The sequence below is a fragment of the Bacillus cereus group sp. MYBK14-1 genome, assembly GCF_051916885.1.
Taxonomy (GTDB): domain Bacteria; phylum Bacillota; class Bacilli; order Bacillales; family Bacillaceae_G; genus Bacillus_A; species Bacillus_A cereus.
Genome location: NZ_JBQAHM010000008.1, coordinates 101,933 through 123,069, shown reverse-complemented (window position 1 = coordinate 123,069; position 21,137 = coordinate 101,933). Strand labels below are relative to the sequence as shown.

Below are 21,137 nucleotides of genomic sequence, written 5' to 3'. Positions count from 1 at the left end.
AAGGAAGTAATTGGGGGAAGTTTAATAAATTTTGTGGATTAGGTTTGTAGGTTGAAAAGTAATTATTCCCCATAGCTTAGCATCTTGACAGGGTGGAGGTTGCCGGTTCGAATCCAGTCGGGGAACATTAATACAGAATGATTCAATTTTACTAATACAGGGCTACCAAAAACATGTTGAGGGGAAAAATTCGTAGTATTTCCTTATGAATTACTATAAAGAAAAAGAAATGATCAAAGAGAAAAGCATCAAGTTACAAGTTGTTGCTTTGAAATAAAGCTTGATCAAGATATCCACAAATGTTAAGTAACAATAAAGTTATTTAATTTTCTGTATCATCTTCTAATTTTCCTTCTAATTCTTTATCTGACATAAGTCTAATTTGCTTTAATTCTTCAAATCCTCCTTCTTTAAAAGGATCTTCATTAGCAATACCCCAAAAATATGGTTTTAATATCTCATGATTATATATATTGTAATTTCTCCATATATTCTCTGAAATCTTCAACCTTAAATTTAGAATGTCTCCCATTATATGTATTGTTAATTCTATTATATATAAAACCTTTAGGAACTATAAAAAAAGATCCATCAAACCAACGTGTAATATTAAACAACGCTAATTCATTATCTTCTCTATATGGCCATTATTGTTTACAATTAAACCTTCGGAAATAGCTTCAGTGAAATGATCAAACTCTTCCTTTTTAATCCATTCTCTTAATTTTTCAATTGCAGCAGGATATATAGGATTTACGTTATCAAATTCCAAGCGGAAATAGCTGAACTTAGGATCTTCATTTGGCAATTCCCATATCAATCTTTTGACCTTAAAAACATGTGACATATTAAAGCCGAAACTAAGAATAACCATATCATCTTCTATATCATCAAATTTTTTAATATCTATTAAGTCCATTCCTCCCCCTTCATGAATAAAAGTGTGATTAAAATTTAATATGGAAAACTTCTTTAGAATATCTATTACTTGTTCACTATTTCTCCAAACAACAGTACTAGGATTTTGTTGTCGAACTACAGTTTTCTCTATAAATCTTCATAGACTTTTACTTGCAGCACTTGAACTCTAGAAATCTCCTCCCATTCTATTAACCTATTTAAAACTTCTTTTATTGTGGGTCTTTTCTCTGGATTTTTAGCTGTTGAATTCGTTAATAATTTATACAATTCAACCAAGTTTTGTTTAGGATATATATTTTGTAGTTTATCATTTTCAAGATAATTAAATTGACCATCAAATGCATATTCCTCACCAGTAAGTATAATCCAAATCATTTTTGCGAATGAATAAACGTCTGCTGGTCTAGAATTATTTACTAATAAAGGCGTTCTCATTTCAAGAGCCATTGTTTTTCGATTTCCCAAGGCTTCCTTTACTTTAGTTAAATCTTCTTTTTCAGGAAAATCAATTAAACCAAAGTCTCCAAAACAATATTCACCTTGATAATATAATATATTTTCTGACTTAATATCACGGTGAGATATATTTTTTCTATGAAGTTCACTCAACGTACTCGCTAAATTTTTAAACATCCCTATTATTTCATAAATATCTTTACAAGACTTCACCTTTTCTTCCAAAGGAACTGCTTTAGACATAAAAAAAATACTTTCCCATTTCTTCACACGGTAATTCATAAGATAATACTGGAATTATCCCTTTTTGTCCCTCTTGATATAATTCATGTATTTTAATAGCTTCTGTCTTAAACCTTTCTAATTTTAATCTTGTAAAATTACCAGTAGCTTCTTTAACTTTTGAAACTTTAATTGCAAACTCATTATTAGACTTGTCTCACATCAGATAAACCCAACCATTTCCACCTTCCCCTAATTATTTTATTCTCTGATAATCTCATTAATTTAACTTCCTTCCATCCGAATTTCACAACATCTTTATCTATCAAACTTAATTAATCCCTAAAACTTCATGTGAAAAATGATAGTTTAAAACTCCGTAGATTTCACAATTCTTAGAGGCTTTGTTCGAAAATAATTAAATACTCTTTCATATAGTATTTATTATCTATAATTGAACTCATACTCACTTATTTATTTTTTTGCTTTATACCTTTTATAACCTTTTACTAGCCCAAACCCTACTACTTCAAGAGCAATTAGGGCAACTGCTACAGTTAATATCCCTACGGCCATTCCACCACCAACGACAGATCCAGCTGTAGCTAAAACGCCCGTCATAGTTGCTGCATTTGCTCCAATAACACTTGCTCCAACACCAGCAACTCCTATCTCGGGTGCTGATGCACCTGCAATCACTTCTTCTTTTTCAATTTTCATACGAGCAACTCTTTCAATTTCATCCCAATCTATAAATTATATATTTAACGAGTATATTTATTTATGATGAAAAAATAAGGGCTTAATCACCCCAATATAGACTGCTTTATTTACCTTGAAAACGAAAAATTCTTTTATAAATCTTCTGCAATTATAGAAATATTAAAAGCGATTCATTCTTGGGATTTTATATTTAACATCAATTACAAGGTAAGTTATATTTAAGCCACTAAAAATAATTTAGGAGGTATGTATATTGAAAAAAATGATAAACAAGTATTAGGATATTTGAGGGAATATTTAGTTGTATATTTATTAATTAAGTCAAATAAACGAATAATTAATAATTAATAATTACATAATAAATGATTTGGGTATTGATATTCTTACTCAAAAAGCAGACCCAAATCCATCAGGTGAATATTTAAGTGTACAAATAAAATCTACAAGAAACTACAATATGATGAAAAAAATACTAATGCCGTTCACTTTTCTATAGAAAAAAAATATATAAAGTATTTTTTGGAACAACACGTACTGGTTATTTTGGTTGTAGTATTTTCACATGAATCGTTAAGAGAAAATGAGGTTTATTACATACATGTGCAGAAATGGGTATATGAAAATGAAGACTACTATAATAAAAGTAAAAAAACCTTACAATTAAAATATCTTTAGAAAACAGCTTTAGAAATGGTATTAAAGGTAATCTCCTTCATTTGTCCTCCCAAAATAATCAGCCTTATGATTATTTTAACAATTACCAAAGAGTAAGTATGCAATATAAAAAAAGCAAGCAGAAGATTATCTTAAAGATAATCCATCACCTTTCCATGGTGCAGTTAATGATTTCGCCATTAATAATGGGGAAAATAAAGAAATGCAATTGAGTTTTTGGCAAGAGGTATGTTCATTAACTTTTAAACAGGACCAAATTAGTTTAGAACAAATTGAAAAGATTATTTTTATAAATCAGGGAGGCAAAAAGTGTATTTAGAAAGCATTAATCTTCTTCATGAACTCTATCATTAAAAAGCTAATATGATGTCTCAACTTGAGTTATCTAATTACTTTTTTAATAAGTGATGGCTAGAACTTACTTATTTTTGTAAATTCTTAGAGGATTACCATTCCAAGAAGAACGCTAGACTATATTTGTTTTTTATTATATTGAAATTGGAAATTTCCCCAGCTATTACGGATACCAAATCATTTTGCGATCGCAAGTCGCAAGATATGGATTCTCAGTCTATTGAGGATGCTTTTAATAATTATGTTGCATTTTGTTTTTTCTCTCATATCAAAAAACAAAACTAAAAAATTAGAGAGATAGTATATTAACATAAATAGTATAATGAAAAGGAGCCATAACTGGCTCCTTTAGACTATTAACAAAACTTTACTTTAAACTTCAATTTAGAGTAGGATTTTTCAGTAATAATACTTATTCTACTTGTGATTTTACAAATTCCTTCATACTTGTAATTAAATCTCTTCTTAATTGAACATGAGAGAAATCTCTTTTCAATGTATCCATATCATGTAAGACCATTCCATCAGTATATTTCGCGGTCATGGGATATAATAATTCTCCCCTAACAGGATGACTAATACATGCCACTAACCCAAAGGTGATAATTTGGTTTCCAGATGGCCCTATTTCATTAGTTCTAAATTCTACCTCAAAGTCAAAATGTGCCATTACTACAGCTCCTTATACTTTTTATTCTAAGATTATAATAACATTAGATGCTATATTTTTCTTGAATTAAATCATCCTACAGTTACGTATTTATTCAACTAAACTGCCCGTTTGTAGAATAAGAAAAGGCTACCTAAATGAGAGTATGATTCTTTTGTTAAAGCACCCATTAGTGAAAAATATCTAAAAAAAATAGAGAACACTCCCAACTTGGTACCACCTTTCATCAAAAAAGAGATATAGTGCTTTTTCTATTAATATTCCGATACTCCATTTTCCATAAAAGATAAAAAATGCATCCTAATGAATACTAATGCACTTCACTTTGTAGAATCATTTGTTTTACCCATTTAACGGCTTGGTTTGCTGAACTAATGAAAAATTCTTACTGTTTTTTCCTTTAGTGGTCATTTTCACTTTACTTTCAATTATATCCCAAAAAATTGTTTTGGCATCAAAGTCTCTTCTCAGTTCCTTAAAAAATGTAGGAAGTAACCAATTGCTTGTTCTTAATCCAGGCTGGGTTAATACTAAATTATCTTGAAAATAAAAACATCCTGAGCCTGGTTTACTATTATCAAAGGAAAGCTGCTCAGTAGCTATGTATATAGAATTGGGGCCTTCATAATCCAATCTATTCAGAACATGTGGATGGTCTTGTATTCCTTTTGAAATTCTTACTGATAAATCTGTTAAACCTATTACATCTCCAACTTCTAAATAACCGTATACGGCATGAAAACCTTTATGCGGCTCACGCCCCTCTAAATATTTAAACTTATTATCAATAATATCTACTTTTTCAAACCATCAAAGAATAAAAATAAATCTCCCTTTTCGATTCCTGCACGAGCTAATGTTGCCTGAGCAATTCCACTTTGACCAAAAACTGATTTCCATTTAGGATGTCTATTAGGTATAACACAATAACTTAAATCAGGATCTATATGTGCTTCTGAATACTGTCTAATTCCTAAATCCTTCATAACTTTTAAATATGTATGGTTTTTTTCAAAAACCATGTGTTTATAAAATATACCAGCATCCGCCCTAAATATAGGAAATGATATTAATTTGTTGTTGAAAGTTGGACTAGCTTCTCCCCTAGCTTTCTCGTCAAAACCTTTTCTACTAATTATAAATTTAACCATTTTATCCTACTTCCTTCTCGCTAATTATATATAGCTCGGTCACGAGATACAACTACTCATTTAACAATCCCCCTCTTTATAGAATATACTAAATTGCTATTATATAAGTCTAATTTTGTATTTTAGATTATTTATTAACCTTTTCGGATTAAATCTATAACAAATGGTCTATTAAATACGAAGCTTCCTATTTTAGAAAAAAATAGATATCAATGTAGAATAAGCCATACTAAAATAAAAGAAAACGTACAAGGTGCCAACAGTCCCAATCTTTATTTCATAAGGTTTAAAGTAAATATAACAGAAACCATAAAAATATATATGTCACATTTACAGGGGAGGAGGTCGTGAGATCGAGCCTCTTCGGGATTATACTGATAGAAACCGTATCAAATTAACATTTGATACGGTTTCTATTTGTTTACTTTCATACTCAAAAACACTAGTGATCACAGAATTGGTCACCTCCCCTACAAAACCTCTTCTATTTTGTTTACCGCACCTTCTTGCATCGTTGGCAACACATTTGAGGAAGTATCCAATGTGATTTTGATATTATTGTGTCCTAATCGTTCAAAAATTACCTTCACATTCACACCTTTAACCAATAACAAAGTCGCATGTGTATGACGTAAATCATGGAAGTATATCTTTGGCACAACTGTTTTCTTAATCAAAGAATTTAAACTTCTTCTAACATTAGCAAGATTAATTGGTGTTCCAGAGGCAATACACATCATGCAGTCATTGTCTTGGTATTCCTCACCATGACTCAGCTTCTCTTTTAACACAACTTCTCTGTGCTTTTTTAGCTTTGCTACTGTTGGTGCAGGTAATTGTATCTTTCTTAAACTTGATTTTTATTTTTCCTCCGAGCAAGAATGTCTTCCCGCCATAACTTAATGTTTAACTAATGGTCAAATGTCCCTTGTCTAAATTAACATCTCTCCATCGCAAGCCTAACAATTCACCCTGTCTCATTCCCTTTACAAGAGCCATATGAAAGATAATAAAATATTTACTATCCTGTGCAGCTTTTAAGAACAACTGTACTCCCTGTTCATTCCATATAGTTAACTCCTCATTATCAACTTTAGGCAACTTTGTTTTTACTGCAACATTTTTACTAATTAACTCCAAATCTATTGCATGTTCAAGAGAATTCCGAACGACCTTGATTATCTTCTCAATTGTCCCTCGCTTCAAAACTTCATCTCGCACCGAATTAACGTTTTTTGCATATGCAATGATTGTTAACTTAGCTAGTTTGATATTGCCTAGAGAAGGAATGTCTGTAACGATCTTATCCCTACGCTTCATGTCTTATTCTAAGTATATCTGTATACTCTAAATGTTGAAAACTATGGCAATATGTACATAACAATGAAAGTTCCACCAATTTTAATACTATTTTATTTATTAGTCCATAGCTTTCACTTTATCTTCGATGAAATCAATTTCACTTTGATTTAATCCATACTTCTTGTACAATTGCTGATCAATTTGAGGAATATCTTTTGACCAATCAATATCAGAATTATGTGTAAAATCTTGAAGAGGGATATATGCCCATTTAGATGGTGGATTATCTTGAGTAATTTTTAGTATCCCCAATAGACATCTTAAAGACTTAGTTTTTATATATTTCATAGCATTCTTTGCTTCACTTTCAGAGGTAAAGGCACCAATACTAATAAAAGTAGGGGTCGCTGATTCGAATGGTCGCCCAATTACTGGTGTACTTAAAATCTCTCCAAATGATCCACTGCCATTTGCCTTAGGAATAAAAATTTTCCACTTATCAATATTATTTTTTTCGGGATAACGGGCTGACATATATTTTTTATTTATCCATCTCCAAACTCGTTTTCCATTAAATAGACCTAAAATTTTGTAATAATCATTTGAATTAACAGGAGTTTCTTCTTCAAATGCATAATGAAGTGCTTCAAAAGTTGACGATTTAATTTCATACTCCTCGTTTGGACCAAGTTCCTTTACCTCGGGACGCTTTTCTTGAATAAATAACAGTCTGTCAGTTTTAGAATTTGGAAAATCTCTTAGGAACTCTTCATTGAATTTTAAATCCGATCTCCCACCGAACATAATAGTTGGTAGATTTGTTTCAAGATCAAGAGTAAAATGCGACGCGATATTTTGTAAATTTTTCTCTGGAATAAATTTTTTAATTGCTCCAAATTCTTTGTTTTCATCACGATAGAGTACAACCACTCCACCTTTGATTTCTGTATTAGGAAAAATTTCATTAGAGTTTTGATTATAATACTCAACCTTTAAATGCGGGTCATTTAACATCTTTTCATTCCAAATTTTAGGTGTCAATCCAGCATTAAACAAAAATCGTGCTGGTGAAATTAAGCAGTATTTTTCAGCCATATTTTCTGATAAGTCATAAAAATACTGATAAATCGGTTCTTGTCTATTATTTACATCTGAAGCTTCCTGATATGGTGGATTACCAACCACAACATTAAATTTCACATTCTTACCTCCAAATTTAGTAAGTATTTCGTTTTTTGTATCGACTAAGCTCTCTTTAATCTTTTTCGGTAAATCTTCAATATAAACTAAATTTTTCTCGAATTTCTTATTTATTTCGTAACCGTTCAAAGTTCGATAAGTTATCGTTCGAGCCATAGGTGTTTTATTTAGTGCGAAAATATTATTCTCAAGTACTTCTTGCCAAAGTTCCTTATCTTTTTGAACATAATCAGCTTTGGCCCAACTTTCATTTTCTTGCAAGTACCGACGTTGATAAATATTAAACGCCATATAAAGCGGATAAAGACCAGTTTTACTATTAATTTCTAGTATTTTTGAATCTTTAGCAAACACTTTTTCTGTAATTTCACCATTATCAATTTCTCTGTAACCTACATGACTAAGTGGCTCCTTATAAGATTCATCAAAGAAATTATAGCCTCCTAAAGTTTCACCTAATTGTAAATTCACTACCCGCCATGGTGTTAAAACAGTTTCTTTATCAGGATTTTTAAACCCAGAGAAAATAGAAGTGATTTTTTCAATTCTATCTTGATAACTTAAGTTATTAGCTGATAAAGCAGCTTGACGAATACGATGGCCTGCTTCAACAAAAATCTCAGGATCATAGAACTTTTTTAAATTCATAAAATCTCTTTTAGTAATTCCTTTTGGCATAAATTCTTCCCATGATACAGAATCAACAAGATTTACAAAATCATCTAAAGAAATGTCTTTATCTAAATCTAAATCCATTCCATAAATCATTAACGGAATACGTATTGAAATTCCACGCAAAATAGCAATCATATTATTGCGTTCTTTACGTAATTTTTGTTCCGCCTCAATTGCTGCTTTTTCTTCTTCAGTGCGTTCTTTTTTAGGTTTATGTTTGCCTCGTTTCGCTTTTTCTCGTTCCTGCTCATCAAGCCCGTTAATATTTACGTCTATTTTGTTTGTACTTTTAGTTTGTTGTGTTTTACCTAATTTTCCATTTAGCTCATTAAACAGTGCTACATCTTCTTGAGTAACTTTCCATAACTCATCGTTATAAATAGAAGAATCATCAAACCCAGACAATACAGCCTTTTCAGCATATGCTTTTTTCAATTGACGCATCATTTTATCAACTGAGTATGGCTTCATTTCATGACCTGATTGCTCAAGAACAGGCAAGAAGTTAAGAAGTGTCCCTAGCTTTTCTTTTTGCTCAACAGTATTCAATGCACCTGCCTTAGGAGACATTGATACCGATTTGGCTAAAATATTTAATGCTCTATCTGGTGCAAAGTCAAAAATATAAGCTTTTTTCTTCATTCCGAGAACTTCATCAGAAAAAGGAGTTTGAGCGCGAAAAGCAGCTTGAAGATAGTTTTGTGCACTACTTGTATTATTTAAAAATACTACCGCATTTAAAGCAGGAATATTGACACCTGTTGTCAATTTTCTAACTGTGAGAATAATAGTTTTGGTTTCTGATGGTTTGTCAGTAATCGTAGTACGAACACGAACCATATCAGCATCGTTTTCACCAATAATCTCGTTATCGTTATCGTTAACAATATTTAACACTGAATATTCGCCAAGAACAGGATGATTATTAATTAATACTTTTAAAGATTTAGCTGCAGCTCTACTTGGAAGTAACCACAAGGTATGACGCATACTTTCCCGATACTCTTTGGTAGAAAATGGATAATTCGTTTTACCATCAGATGAAATTTGGTCTAACCATTTATTTATTGAGGATTCGTGTACAAATTTCCCGTTATCATCCACCTTAAAGAATTCGGCAAAATCGAAATACTTATCGCTATTTTGATATTGTTTATCTGTCGCCATTTTAAATGTGTACATCTCAACTTGTGGCAATGTTTCATAGGGATTAACTTCATTTGGATGTTCCACAGAAAATCGAATTTTCGCTTGTTGCTCCATAATGTAATCCCAAGTAAAGACTTGTTCTTCACTAAATTCATCAAGAATATTGAATGGTGTACCTGACAATTCTAATATTTTGGTGTTGTCTTTCGTTAACCTTTCATAAAGCTTGTCACCGCGTTCTGTTTGAGTTCCTTCATGGGCCTCATCGACCACAATTAGGTCCCATTCAATCTCAAAAAATTCGCTATTTTTTTCGAATTTCCCTCCTACTTCTTCTGCACCGCGGAGATCTTGTATAGAAACAAAATAGATGAAAGGTGAATTCCCATTCATTAGTCTCTTAAGATCTTTTTCTCCCATTGTTTTAGAAGCATACTCGTAACCGGCTTTTTCCATTTCAATTTTTTTAAAGTCATCAAACCATGAATCTGAAACGACTGGACGGTGAGTCATTACTAATACTTTTTTATAATTGTTTTGTTTAATTAGTTCATAGGTAGTAAGAGTTTTTCCAAAGCGCATTTTCGCATTCCAAAGTACTTTTTGATGTTTCTTGAATGCTTTAGTCGCTTGCTTAACAGCAGTATCTTGTTCAGAACGTAAAACTATTTTTTGAGGTTCTTCCTTATTTTCAAGTTTAAGAGATTTACGTCCCTCTTTTACAGCTTTTATCGCCGCTTTAGCTGTTTCCAAATCTATTTGAAACCACTCCGTACCTTCTAAACCATCTTGATGTTTATATCCCGAACGAGTTAAAACTTGATGAACGTCAGTATCTCCAAACCAAGACTTAGTTTCCTTTATCCAAGCAAGTTCCGACCAATCAATTCTCGCTGGAACACCAGCAGTACGCATGTAACCATTAAGCCTCTTACGTGTTATAGAGCGTAGAAATTCACTATTAGGTGACCAATCTTCTTCTTGGTCTTCTTCAGGAGCAGTCGTTTCCCCTATTTTTTCTGCACCTTCATATGCAAGCCATTTTCCACTACTGTTGTCAGCTGTTTGAATATATACGATTTTACGTTCTTGATTACTTTTAAATCTTGAGATAACCGATGGGACTATAAATCCCTTTCGCTTTATTTCCACATTAGTGTAAGTGAGCATATACCAGTATAAGATAACTCTTAACTGTGCTAATGCCTTATAAGATAAGACCTCATTATCCTCAATCGTATGGGCTCCTTTATTACCACTACTTTTGACGTCATAAAAAGCATCAATTACTTGTTGGGGAATATCATATTTATGTGATTTGATAATTGATAATTTATCATTAAATGATGCTCTATATGGAACTGTTTCATAATTCAAGTCAATTATTAAGTCAGTCAATGATTCCGCTACTTTTCTCACATTTACTAGTGTATTATCATAGGCTTGAAGTGCAAAATCCAATTCAGCCTGTGTAGCAAGTTTGTAGAGTAATGCTAAATCGTTGTCTAATTTCATGAATTCAAAGTTAGAACTTTTTAACTCAATATTTAACTTATCAAGTACTTGACTCATGCTTATTTAGCTCCTTTATCAAAATATTCCATTTTATTTATTTCCCAATTCATTATTTTTACTCTTTTACCAGGAATAATTATAAACGGTTCTTCTTTACTTTCTTCTGAATCATCATCAAACCTTAAATCAAAAGACATTTGAACTTCTAGCCTTGTTTCTTTTGATTCAGACAACGGTACTATATAATATGACCCACTACTTTTTTTAGGTTTGCCGTATTTCTTTGCAATCCCATCCATTTGAAAAATATTGTAACTAATAATTTCTGCTACTTTTTCAAAAAGACCATATAATGGTTCTTCTTGCCACTTTTCAAAGTAATAATCACGATATGTGTACAGAAGATTTTCTCGAGCTATTAATAATGAATCCCCATTCCATTCAAATCCATAACTTGCTTGATACGCTAATTCGACTAAGCGTTGCCATTCAGCTTTGTCTGAAACTTCAGCGTTAATACGTGCCAGTTTTCTATCAACGAACCCAACACGTTCATTTATTGGCACTAATTCACCTGTTTCCATATCATAGCGAGTTGCCATGTACGGTGCTTCGCCACAAGTAATCTCAAGCCACGTACGCTTCACATAAGTTTCTAAGTCGTCGTCTAAATAATCACGTTCGACTACATCATTCTGTTGCTTTACAACCCAGATTGGTGTAAATACTTCCGCCTTTGACTTGGTTCGTTCTTTCTGAAGTTCCCGAGTTTTCAAAGCACGTGGCATAATTAAGTGCCCATTTTTTCCCGTCACCAGTTCTGGTTGAATTTGCGCAGTTGCAGCATACATTTTTAAACCCTGACTGATATAATTTTCGTTCGCCCAAATTATATTTTTTTTAGTTTTTGTAGTTGATAAGGTTCTATCAAACAACAAAATATTTAAGATCTCAGGCATCTGTTCACGTATGGTATTTTCTAAAATATCAGTGGTATTAATCTCATCAATTATTTCATTATATGCAAATGATGGCTCACACACGTTATTCTTTTCCTCTGAACTATCATAAAGCATAGTCATCTTCCTTCCATCATACTATTTAATTCAGTATTCTATTAAATAAAAATTACGTTAATAACAAAATTCGAGTATTTACCCAATTGTTTTTATTATATCATAGGGAATTTGAAAACTGTTAGCCACTGCAATTTCAAGCGATTTCATAGCGATATCGGCAAAATCTTGAGGGCTACGAGCTCTATAATATATAAGGTTTTATAACAAATATTTTTTTGGTAATTTGCGACGCTCGACTTTCGTTTTCACAATCTCATAATTCGACTAAATTGAATTATTATTTGGGTTTGTCATGGTTTGTTGATAGCGCTGTTAAAATCCTCATTAATAATATATTATAAGGATAATTAAACTCTGGAAAAATATAACCCAGTCTATCTTGCTCTCCCAATTAAATTATTTACATCCTCAAAATTATTAAAATCGATGTTTAACCAAGTTCTAAATAATACATAGTCATTCATATTTTTGCCTTTCTTTCATTTAACGTTATATTCAATTTATAACCCAATAAATTCCATTCGAATTATGGAATTGGTGTGGAATTTAAATTTTTAAAAAACTTGCAGAAACTTTATTAAATAAGGTTACCCAAGCTCTTTCTAGTTATTCCCACTCAATAAAAAGTCATTTTATCATTAGCACCAAATAAATTCATATCAATATTTACAAGCTTTAATACAACCTTCAAATCATTAAAATTCAATTTAATTGGTATCATTGTGGTATCAAAAGTTATTTACCGACTTCATTTTATTACTGATCTCTAATTTTTCTTCAACAATACTTCTGGGAGTATCAGTAAAGCATACAGAAATATTTCTTTTTCCAATCATTTTATTTGCATATAGTAATAACTTTCGTGTTTTTTCTTAATTTTTCTAAACTAAGTTTTTTGTTACTTTTATCATTTAGAGAAAATGCAGGTATGCGAGTCGCTTTGGGCCGTATGTCGAAAGACAGTTACAAAATGGTACTAGGTGATTTCTTTGATGAATTACCAGCTGCCGAAAAAGGAATTGGGAAAGGCTATATTTTTCTAGATGAATTAAGCTGGCGTACACCTAGAGCCTTTCAAACTCCCATTCTTGATACGTCGAAAATCGATGTGAAAGAAGTATTGAAATGTTACTTATTAAAGGGAGCTGATCTCTATGTAAATGAGGAAATTTAGGCTTACCGTTCTCCCCCTACTCGTAGTGCTCAGGCGGTAATAAATAGAATCCTTGCGTAAGCAAAAGGCTATGCGGAGCTGGTCTGTTCATTATCGAATGAGTGCAACCACGAAGCAAAGCGGAGTGGAAGGTTATAAAACGAATTCCTCCCCGTTAGTAACACGGGGGAAATAAACTCATGAGGCTGTTCTTAAACCCTTGATACTACTGACATTAACGACATTCTAAAGTCCCGGGGTTTCGGGAAATTTAAATATTAAAGGAGCTATTAAAATGGCAAAATTAAAATTAGCTGCAACAAATATGATTTCACTTACAGATGGTACAGAACAGGATTTAACTATCCTTAAATTCGACTTAAACCAATTCAAATTACCTCAAAATTATGTTGCACTTGCAAAAGATATCACTACTAAAGCCGACAAAGTACGCACTACTCTTGGCGAACTTGTTGAAACTGGAAAGCTAACTATTACATTCAAAGTATATGACCGTGCATTAGTTGCTTAATTGACTGGTTACGTTTTTCAATATTGGACTCTGATTTCACATTCGTAGCAGAACATATATTAAGAATACCAATTACTGAATTTGATAAGGAGGGAAAAGGAAGTCCTTTTCCCACTTATGGTATACGTCATTGCTTCGCTAATATAGAAATTCATCTTAGTGAGAAACATTCAAATATATTGGTGAATCTATCTGGTAAATCTTGATATCGATATGAAGAGTATATGTCAAAAAGCACTGGATGGTATTGGCATTCATTTATTAAAACTATTATTTCTTTCAACGGCAATGCGTCAAGAATTGATATAGCTTTAGATATTTTCGATGAAACAACACCTCAAGTAAATAAATAACATTACAAAACTCTCACTGAATATATCGTTTTTAGCAAGTATGCTAATAATCAAGTAATTTAGATTTGGAACAACTGAATGTTAATTGGGTTCACCCTAGATATACAACTCTTTAGGTAAATTGTTCTCACAAAAGATTAAGAACATTTATTTATGTATATTTATGCAAGTGCACTAAAAATTATACAAATGTATGTTGCAGCAATAATAATAGTATTTTATATTAAAATTAAATTCTAAAATCAAAAGAAGATAACTACATGAACATGATAAATTATTTTGTGCCTATCGCTGAAGAATTCTCCTATTTAGCGAGATTTAATGGTTACCAGACAGGGAAGAGAAAGAATCAGTACTACAAAATGTACTAAGTAAATATCTTACCGAAACAATAATTGAGGTACTTATATTATCTACTTCTCATCTTCTTGTTTATATTGGCTAACTTATTCTCCAGTTTTGCAACTTTCGATGGCAATTTGTACATACTCCAACAGGATTATAGATTGTGTCTTCCCTACATTCCGATAGCCATTTTACATGATGCACCTCTAAGTATGCGTTCGCTTGTTTACCTTGGAAAGGAGCATGTTGTTCGCACAATTCACATATACCTTGTGCATGCCTTTTAGCCAACTCTCTTTATCAACTTTTTATTCCTTATGAATACTTCTACCCCAGGTTGCAACCATCCTGAAACCCATAAGTGATCCCCCTTAAAGAAGTAAATCTCTAATGTACTTCTTTGGAATAATGCATTGAAGCAAGATTTTATATTAATAGTTTTACTATCCACACTTTTCAAAATTAATCTTTCTTCTATTTAAAATATTATTTATAATCTTTAAGAGATAGAGGAGGAAGATACTTCATGAATAAAAACAGTTCTTTAATAACACATATAGATAAACTAAGCTGTACATTAAGTAAACTGGAACGATTCTTTGATAAGGATTACTATCACCTTCAAGACTTAGTCCGTCAACTTAATCTGATGATTAACACAGAATTAGGTGATAATGATTTAGTTAGACGCATTGGGGATCGCTATGAAGAATTAAAACCTCTTCAGTGGGAGATTGACTGCTTTGAAGAGAATATTAGAAGAAATGATGCTGATAAACTATTACTCGAAAGAGAATTAGAACATCAACAAGACCAAAATAATCAATTGACAGAAAGTCTTTTGGAGAGCAATAAAATTAACGAGTCGATGAAAAAAGAATTAGAGCATTTACGTAAATCTTTAGAAAATTGTCAAGAGGAGAAAGGCATTCCTGGAAATTCAGGGAGAAAAGAGACTCCTAATAGTGGAAATAAAACTGGCCCCCAAAGAGATGCAGCTGCTATTTTTGAAATGCTTACGCCTGCCGTGTTACAAGGAAATCATTGGGGCTCACGTGAACGAAATAAAGCATTGGTACAACTAGAACAATTTGTTAGTGGTTCAAAGAAAGTTGTAATTATAGATTCTTATTTTTATAGAGGAGGAAATTCAGAACCAGAAGATGAACAATACATACAAGATTTAATAAAAATAGTTCCACCACAAAATATAGATCAATTACATATAATAAGCAACAAAGATTATCAAAGTGTGGCTATAAAAAGAAAAGTAGAGGAGAAATACGGACTAAAACTAACCAATTCGTTTACATTTAGATTCCATGATCGAATTTGGATAGCTGATGGACTTAAAGCTATATTAGTAGGTACCTCATTAAATGGGATAGGAAGGAAATTATCATTTTTACTCCCTTTACCCTATTATGATCTTGAGAACTTAATACAAGAACTTAAACGTTTTAACCTTTTATTTGATAAAGATAAACATACAACCATTCATCTAAAACACATAAGTTTAGACGAATTTATTAATTACGCTTCAAATGATAAGATATTATCTCAATATTTGCTTGGAAGTTGAGATAAACCATATTATAACAAATTAATTCTATGTAATACCTAAAAGTTTGTTAATTAAAGAGTCATTCAGTATAGTATAAACGTATGATACACCTCCATTAAATCAATATTATTGAATTATTATGAATAAAACTTTCAAGCCACGATATCCCAATATTCTTAGAAGGTGTTTCATTGAATAATGTATAGGATTTGTTCCTTTGTCAAAAATTAAATTTCCTTTCGGAGTTAGCCTGTCAAGGGCGTAATTTCCATTGCTGAGCTAATTCTGAGACGTTGACGGTAGTTATACAGTCTGATATTCATGGATTGATTATACTAGACTAAGGACTGGATTGGTCATATTATGTACTTATTATCAGCAGAAAGATACCAGTGAGACACAAGATAAATAACAGATAAGGAAAGAAGAACAAACGAATGAAGAAACAGCAATGAACAAATAAGTAATGAACGAGATCAGCGAGGACAGTTGCTCGGCTAAGGGATTCGCTATTTTTTTATAGGTGGAGTACGGTATATAAGGGAAGGCACTTGGTAAATATGGCTCATCTACCTTTTCTTATAAATACGCAACATTTTTCATTTTTTTGGGCTAAGATTCGCATTCTGAGGCGATTATCTTTTGATTCGTGAACACCTTTTACCCTACTAATTGCTTTGTACAGCGTTATGGGAATGGGGTGGTTAAGAGATTTGCTATAATTGAATGACCGCTTCTTAAAAATATAATTTCGCGGTGGTTTTCAATACATTTCGAGAGGTAGTGCTGCATGGCAACAGAAAAAGAAATTGAATTAGCAAAACAGATACTAGCAAAGTTAACAGAAATGGATACTAAGTTAGCTAAAATAGAGGATAGTTTATATAAGTCGGACGGTAAAATGGATAATATAAATGGTAGGGAAACCTTAACCTCAGTAGAAGGTAAGTTGGACGATTTAAAGAGTGTAAATAAAGGGATACAAACTCCATTCGAACAGGGCTTTGCTGACGTACATAAAGGATTAAATGAAATAAGAGAAATAAAACAGATACAGAAGAAAGGAAAGCCAGTTCATTAAATTAGAACTTTGTTTTCCTCTGCTTTCTTTAAATATTTAACTACTTTACTGTTGAACGACTCACACCAATCTATATACAAACATATGACTACTAAACCAGATACTAAAAAATGCTGTGAACTGCTTCCATAATCCCAGTAACTAATAAAAGCAATATTTCATTAAATGTATTGAGAAAAGAGCCTCCCCCTTTTCATAATTATAAGAGACGTAATATGCAGAAATAAATTCTCCTGTATCAGTAAAAAATGTTATATTAATTTAATAATACATATATAATAAAAAGAACTCGATGTGCTAACATCGAGTCCCTTGCAACTAATCATAGAAGAGTTGTTCTTTTTCTTTTCTCAAGTTCTACTGTAACAATACCTACTAAAACAAAAGTTCCATCGAAAATCAGTAGAGTTCCTGATAGCAAAATAACTATCTCTTACCATTTTACAGACAGTTAAGGGCATAATTTTGTGGTCACAAATGATCATAGAAATTATAATAACCACCGCTTTTTTAATAGAATTCTGTTTATATAGATCAGTTATACTCATCCTAAAATCATTATATTAAGGTATGTATAAATTTTAGTTCTTACGCGCAGCTCCAGCTATTTTTCGTCTTTCTTCTTTTAAAACATCAACATACACATGAATAACTGTAGCATTCTCGTCCCCTTTATCTGTAGTGTGTTCTGTATAGAGGGTCCTAAAACCTTGTTTATTGATATTTGGAAACAACTCTTCTAGCTTTCCATAGTTTATTATCTCGAATTTTTCCTCTTTCCGAGAAATTACTGTATCAATATATCCACTCCATAGTTGGTCAGGATTATTAGAAAAACCCCAAATAATAACTATATAAAAATTACAGTTTGTAACATCATAGCCAAATACTTTTTCGAAATGCTTCTTTATACTCGCAGTATCTTTAGTCTTCAAAATAAGAGCCTCACCAATCAGCATCTCCCTATCTTGATGAGAGTATATAACAATATCTCTTTCTCCTATTCCGCCTCGTTCCGTTATTTCTTCCCGGGTATAACCACCTCTACTTTGTGTGTGTGTTGTCCAACCAAGAGGATCGATTAAACTAGAATCCAAATGTGACTTAAATAAATCTGTATAACGGTCCTCTTCCGCAGGCTTTTGAGAAGAAGGATTGATGGTATAAGATATACTTTCCACTTTCTTTAAATTGTATAATATCTTATCAATTAAAAACCTATGTACATTCTCTGAATCATTTCCCGTAAACATTTTAACTTGCTCTTCTGGTGTTAATGTTTTCAATTTATTAATACTACTAGCCCTCAACTCTACGTTTTGTTTAAGATCTCTAATCTGTTCACGATATTGCTCAATTTCTCCGTTATTGTGCTTTCTTCCAATTATAATTCCTTTAATTTTTGCAATATTAGTATTCTCTGGAGCTAGTATTAAAGCACGATCAATATACATCTCTGCTAAATTAATATTATTTAACTCTAAATAGCTAATAGAAGTAAGCTCATATATAGTTGAGTACATATGTATATCTGTATTTATTCCAATTATATTAGATTTTCCTGTTCTATGATCATCAACTAATTCTCTGAAGCTCTCCCAATTATGTTTCAAAACTAAAAACTGCTCAGCAGCTCTTATAGCCTCATTGTATTTTTCGATTTTAGAATACGAAACCGCTAATCCAAGGTAAGCTATTTCAATAAAGAAATCGCTTGGTCCACCTTCTTCGAATGCCATAGTGTCAATTGATCGATTGTAATAATAAACACTACCAAAGTAATCCTCTTTTTGTTCATGTAACTCACCCAATTTCCTATATACCTCAGAATTTGTACTATCTATTGATATACATTCCATTAAGTTTTTCTCAGCATTTTGTAAATCGCCTGTAGCAAGATAAATTTTACTTAATAATAAAGGAATTTCAATAAATTCACTCTTTTCCACGAACCCCTCAAGTATCTCTTTAGATTTTTCGTAATTTCTTAAATAATAATAAGTTTCTGCTAAATAATACAAGTCTTCTTCGTTAGCTCCGCCTACTGTTTCTAATAATACTCTCCTCTTTTTAAAGAAAAGTGTAGAATCATCAGTGATACTAGTAAATATATATTTATCATTATGTTCGAATGACTGTACAGAATAAAAACCATCAATTATTAGTTCATCTTTTTTATCCCGTATTAAACCCTTGCACCCTAGACATTTTTCACTTATAACTAATAGTTCATCATTTGTTTTTTCTCCTATTAAATCAGCCCACATACCTTTAGTCTTTAGTAACTGAAATTTATTACAACATTTCTTACAAATATTACTTTCGATGATATTGCACAAAAAATCTTTACTTTCAGACCTACACATCTGACAGTTGCACATCTTATCTCCTCCAAGTTTGTTAGCCAATATCCTTACCTTCCCCTAACATAAGAGTTCTTTTTTATAGATGTATGTCCATTATGGACTATCTAATAATTCATCGCCTAGTTGACTTACACTTTTCTATCATCATTTTGGATTGAAATATAGTTATCCTTAAAATAAACTCGCTTAAAACTTCATCCCTCAGTAAATTAATATGGTTTTGCATATGCAATATTGTTAACTTGACTAATTTGAAATTACCTAGAAAAGGATTGACTTGACTGTTTAATACCACTTCAATACTTTCTTTTTTTGAATACCAACATTGTGCTTCTTTTTATTAAACAAACCCTAGGGATATTCACCATAAGAGACCTTACTACGTTCCACATATGTTTTATTATAAACTTCTGAAAGCGACTTAGTTAAATCATTTTCTATTTCTTTTTTGCAGAAAATCCTGTTTTCTTATCTTTTCGACGCTTCCCTTTATAAATAAAAATAACCTTGGAATCTTTGACTATTCTGGATTTAATAAGTTTAAATTAAATCCATTCTCTTTTTTAGTAGAAAAAATATAAAAATAAAAGTATACAGCGGGATGTATACTTTTTATTTTCCTTACAATTATACAGGTGATAAAACTGAAAATTATTATTTTTATATTTTAGTTTGAAGAATCTTCTTCTCTTTGTTTAATATACAAATCTAATAAATTCGAAAGGTAATAAACTTTCTGTACCTTTTTTCTAAATATTTTTTCGTCAATTTTGAAAGTAATATAGATACAAAAAAATAATAATCCCAATATAAGTATTCCCCAAATAGTGTTTCCAGATAAAATCATTTTCAACATTAATGTTAAAAATGCTATTCCAAATGCGATCATTGCAGTGTATAGTTGAGTAGCTTTTACTTCTTCTGCTTTCGACTTAATAAAAGCATTTAATAGCTTTAAATCTTCTATTTCCATAGCGTCTATACCTAGATTCGTAATTTCTAATTTACATTCTAATATTAATCTTTCTATTTTTTGTTTTAGCTCTCTATTTGAAACTCCCATATAAAAATAATCAACTAATTTCATAAATTACTCCTATCCAATTTTCCACATCATAAAATCTAGCAGTACTAAATATACATTTACTTACACCTAAGTTCCCTTTAATTAATACATTATTATAAAATGATTAAGAGACGCTACTGCTTCTATTTATTTTTATTTTTGTTTTTGTTACTCTTTCTCCTGTTCTATCAATCATAAAATATTTTTTAGGCTCTCTCTTTGCTCTTTACTCACTTTTTTCCTATTTAAAAATTTTCACTACATTGACACCTCGCCTAAACTTGAATCGTAAATATATAGATATAATATTTTATAATACCACGCTTACTAATAAAGTCAGTTGAATTCTCTATTTCTAACTATCATCTTATAATCCCAGATTTTTTAAGTTTAACATCTATGGTCTTAATTAATATCCAGAGTTACAATTATATGAACTACTTGTGAACTCATTTTCTGTATTATATAATAGAAAAACTTCATCTTTTTTTAATATATTAATTATAGAACGATAACTATACATCTCATACACATTGAATATATCAGTCAAACAGCCCTCGATATCTTTATCATACATATCGAATC

The 21,137-nt window shown here is 31.3% G+C and carries 15 protein-coding genes and 2 pseudogenes; 5 read left to right on the top strand and 12 right to left on the bottom strand.

Translation table 11 applies throughout. The annotated features are described in order from the left end of the window. Nucleotides 1-322 precede the first annotated feature (322 nt). The 9 genes and pseudogenes from ACTFR3_RS20360 to ACTFR3_RS20320 all read right to left on the bottom strand — a co-directional run bounded on the left by ACTFR3_RS20360 (nt 323) and on the right by ACTFR3_RS20320 (nt 12,089). Nucleotides 323-532: a hypothetical protein gene (locus ACTFR3_RS20360; RefSeq protein WP_440044754.1), complete on the bottom strand. Its 210-nt coding sequence runs from the start codon at nt 530-532 to the stop codon at nt 323-325. 87 nt (nt 533-619) lie between these two features. Continuing rightward, nucleotides 620-919, bottom strand: coding sequence for a hypothetical protein (locus ACTFR3_RS20355; protein ID WP_440044753.1), 300 nt, complete (start codon nt 917-919; stop codon nt 620-622). A gap of 128 nt (nt 920-1,047) precedes the next feature. Next, nucleotides 1,048-1,620: a protein kinase gene (locus ACTFR3_RS20350; RefSeq protein WP_440044752.1), complete on the bottom strand. Its 573-nt coding sequence runs from the start codon at nt 1,618-1,620 to the stop codon at nt 1,048-1,050. 453 nt (nt 1,621-2,073) lie between these two features. Further along, a complete protein-coding gene (locus ACTFR3_RS20345) occupies nt 2,074-2,319 on the bottom strand; it encodes a hypothetical protein (protein WP_440044751.1) in 246 nt (81 codons plus the stop codon). Nucleotides 2,320-3,763: 1,444 nt separating this feature from the next. Then, entirely contained in the window at nt 3,764-4,021 is a 258-nt protein-coding gene (locus ACTFR3_RS20340; RefSeq protein WP_440044750.1) for a hypothetical protein, read from the bottom strand. A gap of 342 nt (nt 4,022-4,363) precedes the next feature. Next, nucleotides 4,364-5,172 (bottom strand): annotated as a pseudogene (locus tag ACTFR3_RS20335) (hypothetical protein). A gap of 470 nt (nt 5,173-5,642) precedes the next feature. Continuing rightward, nucleotides 5,643-6,462 (bottom strand): annotated as a pseudogene (locus tag ACTFR3_RS20330) (tyrosine-type recombinase/integrase); the annotation flags it as partial. A gap of 129 nt (nt 6,463-6,591) precedes the next feature. Further along, nucleotides 6,592-11,070, bottom strand: coding sequence for an Eco57I restriction-modification methylase domain-containing protein (locus ACTFR3_RS20325; RefSeq protein WP_440044749.1), 4,479 nt, complete (start codon nt 11,068-11,070; stop codon nt 6,592-6,594). 2 nt (nt 11,071-11,072) lie between these two features. Beyond that, on the bottom strand, nt 11,073-12,089 hold the full coding sequence (locus ACTFR3_RS20320) for a restriction endonuclease (protein ID WP_440044748.1): 1,017 nt from the start codon (nt 12,087-12,089) through the stop codon (nt 11,073-11,075). A 931-nt stretch (nt 12,090-13,020) separates the two neighbouring features. Here ACTFR3_RS20320 and ACTFR3_RS20315 point away from each other — a divergent pair. The 3 genes from ACTFR3_RS20315 (at nt 13,021) to ACTFR3_RS20305 (ending at nt 13,983) form a co-directional block, all read left to right on the top strand. Then, entirely contained in the window at nt 13,021-13,266 is a 246-nt protein-coding gene (locus ACTFR3_RS20315; protein WP_440044747.1) for a hypothetical protein, read from the top strand. Between the two features lie 274 nt (nt 13,267-13,540). Beyond that, nucleotides 13,541-13,777, top strand: a complete 237-nt coding sequence (locus ACTFR3_RS20310) for a hypothetical protein (RefSeq protein ID WP_440044746.1) — start codon at nt 13,541-13,543, stop codon at nt 13,775-13,777. Nucleotides 13,778-13,800: 23 nt separating this feature from the next. Continuing rightward, nucleotides 13,801-13,983: a hypothetical protein gene (locus ACTFR3_RS20305; protein WP_440044745.1), complete on the top strand. Its 183-nt coding sequence runs from the start codon at nt 13,801-13,803 to the stop codon at nt 13,981-13,983. Nucleotides 13,984-14,571: 588 nt separating this feature from the next. Here the strand turns inward: ACTFR3_RS20305 and ACTFR3_RS20300 are convergent. Next, complete coding sequence (locus tag ACTFR3_RS20300; RefSeq protein ID WP_440044792.1) at nt 14,572-14,733, bottom strand: HNH endonuclease; 162 nt, start codon at nt 14,731-14,733, stop codon at nt 14,572-14,574. 268 nt (nt 14,734-15,001) lie between these two features. Here ACTFR3_RS20300 and ACTFR3_RS20295 point away from each other — a divergent pair, with 268 nt between their 5' ends. Together ACTFR3_RS20295 and ACTFR3_RS20290 are read left to right on the top strand one after the other, a co-directional pair. Beyond that, the gene (locus tag ACTFR3_RS20295; RefSeq protein WP_440044744.1) at nt 15,002-16,057 is read left to right on the top strand and encodes a hypothetical protein; all 1,056 of its coding nucleotides are present in this window, start codon (nt 15,002-15,004) and stop codon (nt 16,055-16,057) included. Nucleotides 16,058-16,829: 772 nt separating this feature from the next. Beyond that, on the top strand, nt 16,830-17,120 hold the full coding sequence (locus ACTFR3_RS20290; RefSeq protein ID WP_440044743.1) for a chromosome segregation protein SMC: 291 nt from the start codon (nt 16,830-16,832) through the stop codon (nt 17,118-17,120). 581 nt (nt 17,121-17,701) lie between these two features. Here ACTFR3_RS20290 and ACTFR3_RS20285 read toward each other — a convergent pair. Both ACTFR3_RS20285 and ACTFR3_RS20280 read right to left on the bottom strand, forming a co-directional pair. Further along, entirely contained in the window at nt 17,702-19,528 is a 1,827-nt protein-coding gene (locus ACTFR3_RS20285) for a tetratricopeptide repeat protein (protein ID WP_440044742.1), read from the bottom strand. A gap of 625 nt (nt 19,529-20,153) precedes the next feature. Beyond that, nucleotides 20,154-20,573 carry a hypothetical protein gene (locus tag ACTFR3_RS20280; protein ID WP_440044741.1) on the bottom strand — a complete coding sequence of 140 codons (420 nt, stop codon included), beginning with the start codon at nt 20,571-20,573 and terminating at the stop codon, nt 20,154-20,156. Nucleotides 20,574-21,137: the final 564 nt, after the last annotated feature.